Source organism: Vibrio sp. QJM3NY_27, assembly GCF_057785955.1.
In genome coordinates this window covers 1,201,531-1,213,637 of record NZ_CM173511.1, presented here as the reverse complement: position 1 = coordinate 1,213,637, position 12,107 = coordinate 1,201,531, and the positions used below count along the sequence as shown (strand labels likewise).

The 12,107-nt window shown below is 44.9% G+C and carries 12 protein-coding genes; 5 read left to right on the top strand and 7 right to left on the bottom strand.

Features of this window, described 5'->3' with window-relative positions; translation table 11 throughout:
- Positions 1-6 precede the first annotated feature (6 nt).
- The 3 genes from mnmA to purB all read left to right on the top strand — a co-directional run bounded on the left by mnmA (position 7) and on the right by purB (position 3,323).
- Positions 7-1,143, top strand: coding sequence for a tRNA 2-thiouridine(34) synthase MnmA (gene mnmA / locus AC3CIA_RS05545; RefSeq protein ID WP_102517596.1), 1,137 nt, complete (start codon positions 7-9; stop codon positions 1,141-1,143).
- Positions 1,144-1,191: 48 nt separating this feature from the next.
- A complete protein-coding gene (gene hflD, locus AC3CIA_RS05540; RefSeq protein WP_004734565.1) occupies positions 1,192-1,809 on the top strand; it encodes a high frequency lysogenization protein HflD in 618 nt (205 codons plus the stop codon).
- A gap of 143 nt (positions 1,810-1,952) precedes the next feature.
- Complete coding sequence (gene purB, locus AC3CIA_RS05535) at positions 1,953-3,323, top strand: adenylosuccinate lyase (RefSeq protein ID WP_114633225.1); 1,371 nt, start codon at positions 1,953-1,955, stop codon at positions 3,321-3,323.
- A gap of 261 nt (positions 3,324-3,584) precedes the next feature.
- Here purB and htpX read toward each other — a convergent pair whose 3' ends face one another.
- Entirely contained in the window at positions 3,585-4,448 is an 864-nt protein-coding gene (gene htpX / locus AC3CIA_RS05530; protein ID WP_010439977.1) for a protease HtpX, read from the bottom strand.
- A gap of 277 nt (positions 4,449-4,725) precedes the next feature.
- On the opposite strand from htpX, the gene AC3CIA_RS05525 reads away from it, so the two are divergent.
- Complete coding sequence (locus tag AC3CIA_RS05525; RefSeq protein WP_017078977.1) at positions 4,726-4,893, top strand: hypothetical protein; 168 nt, start codon at positions 4,726-4,728, stop codon at positions 4,891-4,893.
- Positions 4,894-5,003: 110 nt separating this feature from the next.
- Here AC3CIA_RS05525 and bioD read toward each other — a convergent pair whose 3' ends face one another.
- From bioD to bioB, 4 genes are read right to left on the bottom strand one after another with little or no spacing between them, the layout of a single operon-like run.
- On the bottom strand, positions 5,004-5,687 hold the full coding sequence (gene bioD / locus AC3CIA_RS05520; RefSeq protein WP_029225749.1) for a dethiobiotin synthase: 684 nt from the start codon (positions 5,685-5,687) through the stop codon (positions 5,004-5,006).
- Positions 5,684-6,487: a malonyl-ACP O-methyltransferase BioC gene (gene bioC / locus AC3CIA_RS05515; RefSeq protein ID WP_237290699.1), complete on the bottom strand. Its 804-nt coding sequence runs from the start codon at positions 6,485-6,487 to the stop codon at positions 5,684-5,686. Before bioC ends, bioD begins: the two co-directional genes overlap by 4 nt.
- Positions 6,488-7,699, bottom strand: coding sequence for an 8-amino-7-oxononanoate synthase (gene bioF / locus AC3CIA_RS05510; RefSeq protein WP_488518666.1), 1,212 nt, complete (start codon positions 7,697-7,699; stop codon positions 6,488-6,490).
- A complete protein-coding gene (gene bioB, locus AC3CIA_RS05505) occupies positions 7,686-8,738 on the bottom strand; it encodes a biotin synthase BioB (RefSeq protein WP_488518665.1) in 1,053 nt (350 codons plus the stop codon). The genes bioF and bioB overlap by 14 nt, the downstream gene beginning before the upstream one ends.
- Before the next feature lie 159 nt (positions 8,739-8,897).
- On the opposite strand from bioB, the gene bioA reads away from it, so the two are divergent.
- Positions 8,898-10,175, top strand: coding sequence for an adenosylmethionine--8-amino-7-oxononanoate transaminase (gene bioA / locus AC3CIA_RS05500; RefSeq protein WP_488518664.1), 1,278 nt, complete (start codon positions 8,898-8,900; stop codon positions 10,173-10,175).
- Positions 10,176-10,279: 104 nt separating this feature from the next.
- Here bioA and AC3CIA_RS05495 read toward each other — a convergent pair whose 3' ends face one another.
- Complete coding sequence (locus tag AC3CIA_RS05495; RefSeq protein ID WP_004734553.1) at positions 10,280-10,546, bottom strand: DksA/TraR family C4-type zinc finger protein; 267 nt, start codon at positions 10,544-10,546, stop codon at positions 10,280-10,282.
- A gap of 211 nt (positions 10,547-10,757) precedes the next feature.
- Positions 10,758-12,065, bottom strand: a complete 1,308-nt coding sequence (gene serS / locus AC3CIA_RS05490; protein WP_004734554.1) for a serine--tRNA ligase — start codon at positions 12,063-12,065, stop codon at positions 10,758-10,760.
- Positions 12,066-12,107: the final 42 nt, after the last annotated feature.

Genomic DNA, 12,107 nt, shown 5'->3' with positions numbered 1-12,107 from the left:
TTAGACATGTCAGATATCAGCTCTGGAAACAGCGAAAAGAAAGTAATTGTCGGTATGTCCGGCGGTGTAGATTCGTCAGTATCGGCGTATCTTCTTCAGCAACAAGGCTATCAGGTAGAAGGCCTTTTCATGAAAAACTGGGAAGAAGATGATAACGAAGAATACTGCACGGCAGCTGAAGACCTTGCTGATGCTCAAGCGGTATGTGACAAATTAGGTATCCACCTTCACACTATCAACTTTGCCGCAGAGTACTGGGATAATGTATTCGAGTACTTTCTTGAAGAGTACAAAGCCGGTCGTACACCGAACCCAGATATCCTTTGTAATAAAGAAATCAAATTCAAAGCATTCTTAGAGTTTGCGGATGAAGTATTAGACGCAGACTACATTGCGATGGGTCATTACGTTCGTCGTACTTTCCCAACTCAAGAAGAGCTAGACGCTGGCGTGAAACCAGAAATGCTACGTGGCCTAGACGGCAATAAAGACCAAAGCTATTTCTTATACACGCTAAGTTCAGATCAAGTGGCACGCAGCCTATTCCCTGTGGGTGAATTAGAGAAGCCTGAAGTGCGCCGTATTGCTGAAGAGCAAGACTTGATCACTGCGAAGAAAAAAGACTCAACAGGTATCTGCTTTATTGGTGAGCGTAAGTTCACAGAGTTCCTTGGCAAATATCTACCGGCTCAACCAGGTAACATCGAGACACCTGAAGGCCAAGTTATTGGTCAGCACCAAGGCTTGATGTACCACACTTTGGGTCAACGTAAAGGTCTTCATATTGGCGGCACTAAAGGTGGCGGCGGTAACGAAGAACCATGGTTTGTTGGTGAAAAAGATCTTAAGCGTAATGTTCTGATCGCGGTTCAAGGTAAAGACCACCCGCTTCTTAAATCAGAAGGCTTGTTCGCATCTCAGCTTCATTGGGTTAATCGCACACCAATTACTGAAGTTATGACATGCACGGTAAAAACACGTTACCGTCAAACCGATATTCCTTGTACAATCATCCCAATTGACGATGATAACATTAAGGTTATCTTCGATGAGCCGCAAATCGCTGTAACGCCAGGCCAGTCGGCTGTGTTCTACCAAGATGAAGTCTGTCTTGGTGGTGGTATCATCGAAAAACGCATCTAATCTAATCGAACGAACAACAAACGATAGAAAACAACTAGGAGTTACTACGTGGCTAATACACTTTATGACCGTACTATTGCTTTCGCTGGAATTTGCCAAGCTGTGGCTTTGGTTCAACAAGTAGCGAAAGACGGCCGTTGTGATAAAGATGCCTTCGAAGCTTCACTCAATGCCATTTTAAATACTAACCCAGCGAACACTGTGGGTGTATTTGGCCGTGAGGCGAACCTAAAGCTAGGCCTTGAATGCTTAGTAAAAGGTATCGACAGTACTCCTGCTGGTAGCGACATTACTCGCTACATCATCAGCTTGATGGCGCTTGAACGTAAACTATCTGCTCGCAATGACTCTATGTCACAGCTTGGTGATCGTATTCAAACTGCAGAGCGTCAAACTGAGCACTTCGATCTGTTTGACGAGCAAATGATCAGCAACCTTGCGAGCATCTACTTAGATGTAGTGAGCCCTATTGGCCCTCGTATTCAGGTTTCTGGTACGCCAGCAGTACTTCAACAGACATCGAGCCAGCATAAGGTTCGTGCTCTGCTGCTATCAGGAATTCGAAGCGCTGTGTTATGGCGTCAGGTTGGCGGCAAACGTCGTCACCTTATCTTCGGTCGCAAAAAAATGATCGAGCAGGCTCAAATCCTGCTAGCTCGCATGTAATTTATTAGCTCGCGCCTCGTCGCGAGCTTGTTTTTTGTACCAATACAATTCTCGCGCAAACGATTGCGCAATATGCGTGACAATTGAGATTGTTACTGGTATAAACCTCTCAAAATTTAGAAAACTCAATTCAGGAGAACACCATGGAACTGTCAGCATTGACTGCTGTTTCACCAGTAGACGGCCGTTACGGAAGCAAGACTGTTGCATTACGCAGCATCTTTAGTGAGTTTGGCCTACTAAAGTACCGCTCTATCGTTGAAGTTCGTTGGTTACAAAAGCTTGCAGCTACAGATGCAATCAAAGAAGTACCAGCGTTCAGTGCAGAAGCTAACCAGTTTCTTGATGAACTAGCTGCTAACTTCAGTGAAGAAGATGCTCTACGTATCAAAGAGATCGAGCGCACGACTAACCACGACGTTAAAGCGGTTGAGTACTTCTTGAAAGAGAAAGTTGCTGGCGTTCCTGAACTTCACGCTGTAAACGAATTTATTCACTTTGCATGTACTTCTGAAGACATCAACAACACCTCTCACGCGCTTATGCTTAAAGAAGCTCGTGATACCGTGATTCTTCCAGAAATCCGTAACGTAATTGAAGCTATCAAAGCGCTTGCGAACGAGTACCGTGACATTCCATTACTGTCTCGTACACACGGTCAGCCTGCTTCTCCTTCTACTATGGGTAAAGAGATGGCTAACGTTGCGTACCGTATGGAACGTCAATACAAGCAAATCGAAAACGTTGAGATCCTAGCGAAAATCAACGGTGCTGTAGGTAACTACAACGCACACCTTTCTGCATACCCAGAAGTTGAATGGCACCAGTTCAGCGAAGAGTTCATCACTGAATCTCTTGGCGTAACTTGGAACCCGTACACAACTCAAATCGAACCTCACGATTACATCGCTGAGTTATTTGATGCTGTTGCTCGTTTCAATACTATCCTTCTTGACTTCGACCGTGACGTTTGGGGCTACATCGCTCTTGGTCACTTCAAGCAGAAGACTATTGCTGGCGAAATCGGTTCTTCTACAATGCCGCATAAAGTTAACCCAATTGACTTCGAAAACTCTGAAGGCAACCTTGGTCTAGCGAACGCAGTATTTAGCCACCTAGCACAAAAACTTCCAGTTTCTCGCTGGCAGCGTGACCTTACTGACTCTACAGTTCTTCGTAACTTAGGTGTGGGTGTTGGCTACGCAATCATTGCATACACTTCGACTCTGAAAGGTATTAGCAAGCTAGAAGTTAACCGTGCTGCGCTACTTGCTGAACTAGACAAAAACTGGGAAGTATTGGCTGAACCAGTACAAACAGTAATGCGTCGTTACGGCATCGAGAAGCCATACGAGAAGCTAAAAGAGCTAACTCGTGGTAAACGTGTAGATGGCGAAGGCATGCGTGCATTCATCGATGGTCTTGAAATCCCTGCAGACGAGAAAGTACGTCTAAAAGAGATGACGCCAGCGAACTACATCGGTCAAGCAATCGAGCTAACTGACAAGCTGTAAAATTCGAAGTTCGAATCACAGAATAGACTAAGGCTTCCCATGTGGAAGCCTTTTTGTTGCGTAGAACAAATGTCTCGAACAGTAGTCCCTAAGTAAACAACAGTCGTCAATCAAACCTGACTTGTCCTACTCACCTCCCCCATTCAAATACTGCAAGCCACATTAGACAAACATCCTTAAATGCCAAGATCAAAAAAGGCCTCCCGAAGGAAGCCTTTAGAATACATATTGCCACTTAACGACAGCAGCTTGTGTTAGAAATTACATGTTACGTAAAGACGCAATACGCTTATCTAGCGGTGGGTGGCTCATTAGAAGCTCTGTTAGAGACTTCTTACCATTGATACCAAATGCCATCATAGAACCTTCTAGTTGTGGCTCATGGCTCACCTTTAGACGCTCTAGCGCTGCAATCATCTTCTCTTTACCCACTAGGTTCGCTGCACCTGCATCGGCATGGAATTCACGATGACGGCTGTACCACATCGTAATGAAGCTTGCTAAGAAACCAAATACCAATTCCAACACCATAGACACACCGAAGTACACCATCATGTTGCTGCCGCCCTCTTCTTCGTTGTCATTCGACGCAACAATGTTGGCGATGAAACGAGATAGGAAGATAACGAACGTGTTCACTACACCTTGCATTAACGTCATGGTCACCATATCGCCGTTCGCGATGTGGCTCACTTCATGCGCTAATACTGCTTCAGCTTCATCACGCGTCATGTTGTGCAGCAGACCTGTTGATACTGCGACCAATGAATCGTCACGCTTAGCACCCGTCGCGAATGCGTTGATGTCTGGCGAGTCGTAGATCGCCACTGTTGGCATACCAATACCAACTTGTTGAGATTGACGGCTTACCGTCTCCATCAACCAATGTTCTGTTTCGTTACGTGGGCTTTCAATGACCATGCCGCCTACTGAGCGTAGCGCCATTTTCTTTGACATCATTAATGAGATGAATGAGCCGCCAAAACCAAACACCGCAGCCATTAACAACAAGCCTGAAAGGCTTCCTGGTTGCATACCTGTGACTGCATATACAATATTAAGAACAACACTTAGTACCAATACAACCGCAAGGTTGGTTGCAAGGAACAACATTACTCGCTTCATTACTTATCTCCGCATGAAAGCTGTTTTTATAAAACTTATTGTTATAGACAAGGCAGACAGCAATAGATTCCAACCTTGAAGACTTATACTTACTTATACATATAGTCTTAGATTAAGAAAACAAGGTTAAGCATTAAATTGCAACATTTGATTACGAGATTGTAGATGAGTTAATCACGGTCTATTAGACCTAAGTCGTATGGTGTCGATATAACAATCCGTTTACAGTGACCTCAGATGATTTATTGGCTAGTCCATGTACAAAAAGGGAAGAATCATGGTTGAAGGTACTAACACTCAAATGGCTATCGATTTACTGTGCTGTCACCTAGGGATTACTGAAGAAGAAGCAAAAAAGCAGATTGGGATCCTAACACCACAAACGGCACAGACAAAAATCACAGAAACGCAACAAGCATTAATGGGACTGACAAAAGAACATTAATCCCAAACTTGTTCAAAAGACCCGTTTTTACAAACGTATGGTCTAAAGGCTTAAAATAGCAAAAGGGCTGCAATCGCAGCCCTTTTCTTATTTAGTACACAAGGTGAGAATTAAAGCGCAAGCAAAGGCTGCACATCAATGTACTTACCAATGTTCTTAGACTTTGCTCTTGGTACGTAAGGGATTTCACCTAACTTCGGCGCACCTAGCTTGTCTTCAAGCATCGCAATAATATCAGCATAATGTTCAGTGCCTGGATTAATGCGGTTCGCTACCCAACCTACTAGGTTTAGACCATCTGCACGAATCGCTTCAGCAGTTAACAGAGCGTGGCTTAAACAACCCAGCTTAATACCAACAGTTAGGACAACTGGAAGCTGCTCTTTCTTTACCCAACTAGATAAGTATTCGTCATCTGAAACGGGTACACGCCAACCACCAGCACCTTCAACTAAAACGATGTCAGAGTTTTGCTTATGCTGTTCTAGCTTCGCTGATAATACCGCTTCATCAACCACGACACCGTCATGCTTTGCCGCGATGTGAGGCGATGATGGTAGCAACAATGCATACGGGTTAACGTCTTCGTAAGCAACATCTTGCGTCGCAGCTTCTTGAAGGTGCAATGCATCACTGTTACGTAACCCTTCTGGGTATTGTTCACACCCTGCAGCAACTGGTTTATAACCAATTGTTGATAAATCCTGTGCGGCCAAAGCTTGAAGAATCGCTTTTGAAACCACAGTTTTTCCCACTTCGGTATCCGTACCTGCAATGAATAATGCATCAATCATAATTGAATAACCCCTAAACAAACTTGATATGTTGCTGGTAAGAAACCTTGATGGTTTTTAAACTCTCGATATTCCCGTTCAACAAGCTGCAACATGCGGCGACTTGTTAAACCTTGTGAGCGACCACTTACGTGATTAGCGCCGATACCTTTAAGGTCGCGCATCAGTTCAAACGCAGTGTCGTACCAAACGGTGATGGTGGGCAAGTCTAGTTGATGAGCAGTACAGCTAGATTGCGCTAACGCAATTTTTACCTGATTGATTGTAATAAAATGGTTAACGTGTTGATGTGCGTCAATTTTGGACCATGATTTTTCCAGTTCAAACAGTGACCCATCAAGCAAAGTTGAGAAAATCACACGTCCGCCAACCGCTACAACGCGCTTCATCTCTTTTAAAGGTGAGGATAAATCATCGCACCATTGCAACGCTAAGCTTGAAAAAACGATGTCAAAACACCCATCTTCAAACGGCAATTGTTCAGCATCGGCTTGTTGATATAAAGAAACCGATGCACCACAGCGCTGCTCTGCCCTTTCTAACATTCCAACAGAAAGATCAGCACACACCACTTCAGCACCACGCTTTACCATCTGCTCAGAGAAGTAACCAGTACCACAACCTAAATCGAGCACCTTTAAGCCAGAGAGGTCTCTCGGTAGCTCGTCTAGGAGTCGGTGGCCGACATCGCGCTGAAATTCAGCGTGTTTGTCATACGTTGTCGCTGCTTTACCGAAGGCTTCGGCAATCGCACTCTTATCGTGGCCTACGTAATTATGCACTACTGCTTCTTGTGACATTTACTGAGCCTCTTTCTTTAATTCAAAGCTTGGTTCTATGCTTGGTTGGCTTCCAGAGTCGTTGCTTCGCTCTATTGCTTGAAGCAACGAATCAGTTAACTGAAGAATCTGTTCCTGACTGTGATTGGCCGTTAACGTAATTCGTAAACGAGCAGTCCCTGTCGGAACGGTTGGTGGCCTTATCGCCGTGACCCAAACTTGGTTACGCTTCAATTCTTCCGCTATAGATAATGCAGCTTGAGCATCGCCAATCACAAACGGCTTAATCGGAGTCTGAGTATCAATGAAACCTGTTACACCACTCATCTGCTCTTTATAGAGAGCTCCTAACTCAGTTAACTTCTCTCGACGCCACTCTTGCGTCTGAATCATCTGACACGCATGAGACAAAGCCACCGCTTGTGAAGGTGGCATCGCCGTCGAATACACATGATGACGAGCAAACTGAGTTAAGTAATCACCCACTTCTGACGAACAAAGAATCGCAGCACCTGAAAGACCAAATGCTTTACCAAAGGTCACCACCAAAATATCGGGTGAGATTTGTGCCGCACTGCAGCTCCCTGCCCCTTTATCACCTAACACGCCGATACCGTGAGCATCATCAACCGCCAACCAACTGTCGTATTGATTTGTCAGGGTAGATATCTGGCTGAGAGGCGCTTGGTCACCATCCATGCTGAACACACCTTCAGTCACGACTAACGATTGTGGAGAGCGGCTTAGTAAAGACTCTAAATGCTGCGTGTCGTTGTGCTTAAAGCGTTTCATAGTTGCAGGTGAGAGCATCCCCGCTTCCATCAAGGAGGCGTGGTTAAGTTTGTCTTGCAACAGAGAGTCGTCTTTTTCGAGCAGAGAAAACAACAAGGCTTGGTTAGCACTGAAACCAGAACTAAATAGAATGGCACGTTCAAAGCCAAGCCATTCGCACAGCTGAGCCTCTAAATTTTTATGAGCAGGACTAAAACCCGTGACCAATGGCGATGCAGCACTGCCGGCACCATATTGGGAAAGTCCGGTTTGCCATGCATCAACCAGTTCAGGATCGTTTGCCAACCCTAGGTAATCATTACTCGAAAAGTTAATAAAGCGAGAACCTTCACTATTAAGCAAAGAGCTATTGCTGTTTTCGAGTACCTTAAGTTGACGAGTTAACCCTTGCTCACGGCGATGAGCAAGGGCTCTTTTGATGCGAGATTTAAACAGTGGCATCGTAGAACATGTCATCTTTCGTTGGACGAGCAGCAACGCGCTCCACCACTTGATCTAACAGTTCATTTTCTTGAATTTCGTCAGGTTTTTGAGCGACCTGTTGGCTGTTGATACCCAGCTTCTTAAACAGCTGCATATCCGTGTCTTCGTCTGGGTTTGGCGTAGTCAGTAGCTTACAACCGTAGAAGATAGAATTCGCGCCCGCCATGAAACACATCGCTTGCATCTGTTCATTCATGTTCTCACGGCCCGCTGATAGACGAACCGCAGACATTGGCATCATGATACGAGCAATGGCAATCAGTTTGATAAAATCGAAAGACTCAACATCATCAACGTTTTCCATCGGTGTGCCTTTCACTTTTACGAGCATGTTGATTGGCACACTTTCAGGGTGTACAGGAAGGTTAGCTAGTTCTACAAGTAGACCTGCACGGTCATTGGTGCTTTCACCCATACCAATAATGCCACCAGAACAAATCTTCATACCCGCATCACGTACATGAGATAAAGTATCTAAACGATCTTGGTAAGTACGAGTAGTAATGATGCTGCCGTAGAACTCAGGAGACGTATCAAGGTTATGGTTGTAGTAATCTAAACCCGCACCCGCTAGTTCACCCGCTTGATCGGGCGTTAACATGCCCAGTGTCATACAGGTTTCCAAGCCCATGCCTTTCACACCTTTGATCATGTCGGTAAGGTGAGGCATATCGCGCTCTTTCGGGTTTTTCCATGCAGCGCCCATACAAAAGCGAGTTGAGCCCGCATTCTTGGCTTTTAGCGCAGCATCCAAAACACGCTCGACTTCCATTAAGCGTTCTTTGTCGACATCCGTTCGGTAGTGAGCACTTTGAGGACAGTACTTACAATCTTCAGGACAAGCACCCGTCTTTATCGATAAAAGCGTACTCACTTGCACGTGGTTTTGCTCTTGGTACCGTCTATGAACGACTTGAGCTTCAAACATTAAATCCATAAACGGTTTTTCAAGCAGTGCTGTTACTTCAGCAACTGTCCAGTCATGACGAACTTCCACGTGTCGATCCTTTTTTATTATTTGATGTTGCATCTCTATTAATAGAGATTGCATTTATGCTTGGCTAGTCTACCGACAAGCTTTAGACTGTCAACACATTGATAATATCAAAAGTTTACATCTGGTTATTTTTTAATCACATCAAAAATGGAAGTTACTATGGATCTCGCCTTTGATCGCCAGCATATCTGGCATCCTTACACATCAACGTTAACACCTCTGACCTGCTACCCAGTCACCAACGCAGACGGTGTTTACCTAGAATTAGAAGGCGGAAAGCGAATTATTGATGGTATGTCATCTTGGTGGTCAACCATCCACGGCTACAATCATCCAGAGCTCAATGCTGCAGCTCACAGCCAAATCGATAAGGTTTCACACGTTATGTTTGGTGGTATCACCCACCAGCCAGCTATCGATTTGTGTAAAAAGTTGTTGAATCTAGCGCCAAGTAATCTAGAACACGTATTCTTGGCTGATTCAGGTTCAGTGGCCGTAGAAGTTAGCCTTAAGATGGCACTGCAATACTGGCATGCTAAAGGGCAACCTCGTTCAAAGTTCCTAACGCTAAGAGATGGTTACCACGGTGATACCTTCGCGGCGATGTCAGTGACCGATCCGGATAACTCGATGCATAGCCTTTACAAAGGCTTTTTGCCTGAGCATATTTTCGCTGATTCGCCAAAAACTGGCTTTTGGGATGAGTGGAATTCAAGTGACATCAATAGCTTTCGAGAGAAACTCACAACCCATCATGAAGAGGTTGCAGCCGTGATCTTAGAGCCAATAGTTCAAGGTGCTGGCGGCATGCGCATATACCACCCTGAGTTCTTAAAACAGGTTCGCTTACTGTGTGATGAATTCAACGTATTACTTATCTTGGATGAGATTGCGACCGGGTTTGGCCGCACTGGGAAACTGTTTGCCTGTGAGCATGCCGGTGTTCAACCGGACATTCTATGCGTAGGTAAAGCGCTAACTGGTGGCTATATGACGCTGTCAGCGACGCTTGCGAGCAAAGAAGTCGCAGACACCGTATGTAGCGGTGAAGCAGGTTGCTTTATGCATGGGCCAACCTTTATGGGCAACCCATTGGCTTGCGCAGTCGGTGCGGCAAGTTTATCCATCATCGAGCAAGGCCATTGGAAAATTCAGACTCAACAGATTGAACAACTCTTTTCTGAGTTGCTACCACCGTTGCGAGAGCATGAACTGGTTAAAGACGTGCGTTGGTTAGGGGCTATTGGCGTTGTTGAGACTCACACGCCTGTGGATATGGAAACCATCCAAGCTCACTTTGTAGAGCAAGGCGTTTGGATACGCCCGTTTGGCAAATTGATTTATATGATGCCTCCCTTCATTAGCAAGCCTGAGCACATCGAGAAACTTGTTTCCGCTATTAATTGCGCATTAAAAGATCGCCACTGCTTTAAATAGAAGACAAAGCTATTACCTCTCCTTACTGGTTCATTTGCTATCTGCAATATTGAAGTTAAGGAGAGGTCGGTTCATTATTATCGACAATAGAGAGCGACTGCCTTCTAACGAAGTTGGCTGTCTTTACTTGCTCTGCGATTGAACAATGAGTGACGATGCGCAACGTGTTCAAACATGGACTGGCATCCAATACAGAAACGCACGCCTTTAATCGCTAGCCGTCTCTTTTCTGATATCTCATCACCGCACTCGTCACAATAATGCAAGCTTTCCCCACTTTGAATGTTCCCTCTTACACGAGAGATCTCATCATCAATGGTATTTTGAATTTGCTGACTGACGCTATCGTCACCTGCCCATCCTACGGCCATAAGTCCTCCTCTGTAATTGCATGAGAAAATTTGTACCTACCGCGGTAAGAACGCATTATAACCATTTTTTAGTGATGTAATAATAACCAAAATTAGAGAAACACTATTACAAATGAGTAATGAAATTGGTCCTCGACTCGCTACTTTCCGGTGTAACAGATAATAAAAAACCCAGCCGATTGACTGGGTTTTCGTATAACAGTTTAACTGATTAACCGATGTGCGTTACGCCGCCCATGTATGGTTGAAGTACTGTTGGGATAGCAATACGGCCGTCAGCTTCTTGGTTGTTCTCAAGGATAGCAACCATAGTACGACCAACAGCAAGACCAGAACCGTTTAGTGTGTGTACAAGTTCAGGTTTCTTCTCGCCTTTACGACGGAAACGAGCTTGCATACGACGCGCTTGGAAATCCCACATGTTTGAACAAGAAGAAATTTCACGGTAAGTCTCTTGTGCTGGAACCCATACTTCTAAGTCGTAAGTTTTCGCAGAACCGAAGCCCATGTCACCAGTACATAGAATCACTTTACGGTAAGGAAGCTCTAGAAGTTGAAGTACTTTCTCAGCGTGACCTGTTAGCTCTTCAAGCGCTGCCATTGAGTCTTCTGGCTTAGTAATTTGTACTAATTCAACTTTGTCGAATTGGTGCATACGGATAAGACCACGAGTGTCACGACCGTAAGAACCCGCTTCAGAACGGAAACATGGAGTGTGAGCTGTCATCTTAAGTGGCAGTTCAGCTTCATCAGTAATCGTGTCACGAACCATGTTCGTTACCGGTACTTCTGCAGTAGGGATAAGCGATAGCGTCTTAAGAGGTACATCACTTACTTGCTCAGTTAGCGGGCTTGTGTGGAACAAGTCTTCGCCGAACTTAGGAAGTTGACCAGTACCGTATAGGCTATCGTGGTTCACTAGGTACGGTACGTACATTTCTGTGTAGCCGTGTTCATCAGTGTGAAGGTCCAGCATGAACTGAGCAATAGCACGGTGTAGACGTGCGAATTTGCCTTTCATCACGATGAAACGAGAACCAGAAATTTTAACTGCGCTAGCAAAATCAAGACCGCCAGACATTTCGCCTAGATCCACGTGATCTTTCACTTCGAAGTCGTAAGTCTTAGGTTGACCCCAACGAGAAACTTCTACGTTGTCGTCTTCATCTTTACCGTCTGGCACTTCTGCGTCAGGTAGGTTAGGAATCGACATTGTGATCGTTTCTAGCTCAGATTGAAGCTCAGCCAATGTTACTTTAGCTTGGTCTAGTTCTGCGCCTAAGTTGCCTACTTCAGCAAGGATACGCTCAGCTTCTTCATGGTCGCCTTTTGCTTTCGCTTGACCAATGGACTTCGATCGAGAGTTACGTAACGCTTGCAGCTCTTCAGTTTTCATCTGAAGGGACTTACGTTTTTCTTCAAGTTCACGAATTGTCTCTACATCAAGGGTGAAGCCTCGACGTGCTAATTTTGCCGCTGTTTCATCCAGCTCAGCTCGAAGTAATTTAGAATCCAGCATTGCTAATCCTATGCTTTAGTTATTTGAATATTCAGTAGATTG

What these genes read in the sequence shown, in the direction of transcription:
- AC3CIA_RS05525 (WP_017078977.1), top strand. Translation starts at nt 4,726, where the DNA reads ATGGTTGAAGGTACTAACACTCAAATGGCTATCGATTTACTGTGCTGT.
- bioF (WP_488518666.1), bottom strand. Translation starts at nt 7,699, where the DNA reads ATGCCACTGTTTAAATCTCGCATCAAAAGAGCCCTTGCTCATCGCCGT.
- purB (WP_114633225.1), top strand. Translation starts at nt 1,953, where the DNA reads ATGGAACTGTCAGCATTGACTGCTGTTTCACCAGTAGACGGCCGTTAC.
- htpX (WP_010439977.1), bottom strand. Translation starts at nt 4,448, where the DNA reads ATGAAGCGAGTAATGTTGTTCCTTGCAACCAACCTTGCGGTTGTATTG.
- bioA (WP_488518664.1), top strand. Translation starts at nt 8,898, where the DNA reads ATGGATCTCGCCTTTGATCGCCAGCATATCTGGCATCCTTACACATCA.
- serS (WP_004734554.1), bottom strand. Translation starts at nt 12,065, where the DNA reads ATGCTGGATTCTAAATTACTTCGAGCTGAGCTGGATGAAACAGCGGCA.
- AC3CIA_RS05495 (WP_004734553.1), bottom strand. Translation starts at nt 10,546, where the DNA reads ATGGCCGTAGGATGGGCAGGTGACGATAGCGTCAGTCAGCAAATTCAA.
- mnmA (WP_102517596.1), top strand. Translation starts at nt 7, where the DNA reads ATGTCAGATATCAGCTCTGGAAACAGCGAAAAGAAAGTAATTGTCGGT.
- bioC (WP_237290699.1), bottom strand. Translation starts at nt 6,487, where the DNA reads ATGTCACAAGAAGCAGTAGTGCATAATTACGTAGGCCACGATAAGAGT.
- bioD (WP_029225749.1), bottom strand. Translation starts at nt 5,687, where the DNA reads ATGATTGATGCATTATTCATTGCAGGTACGGATACCGAAGTGGGAAAA.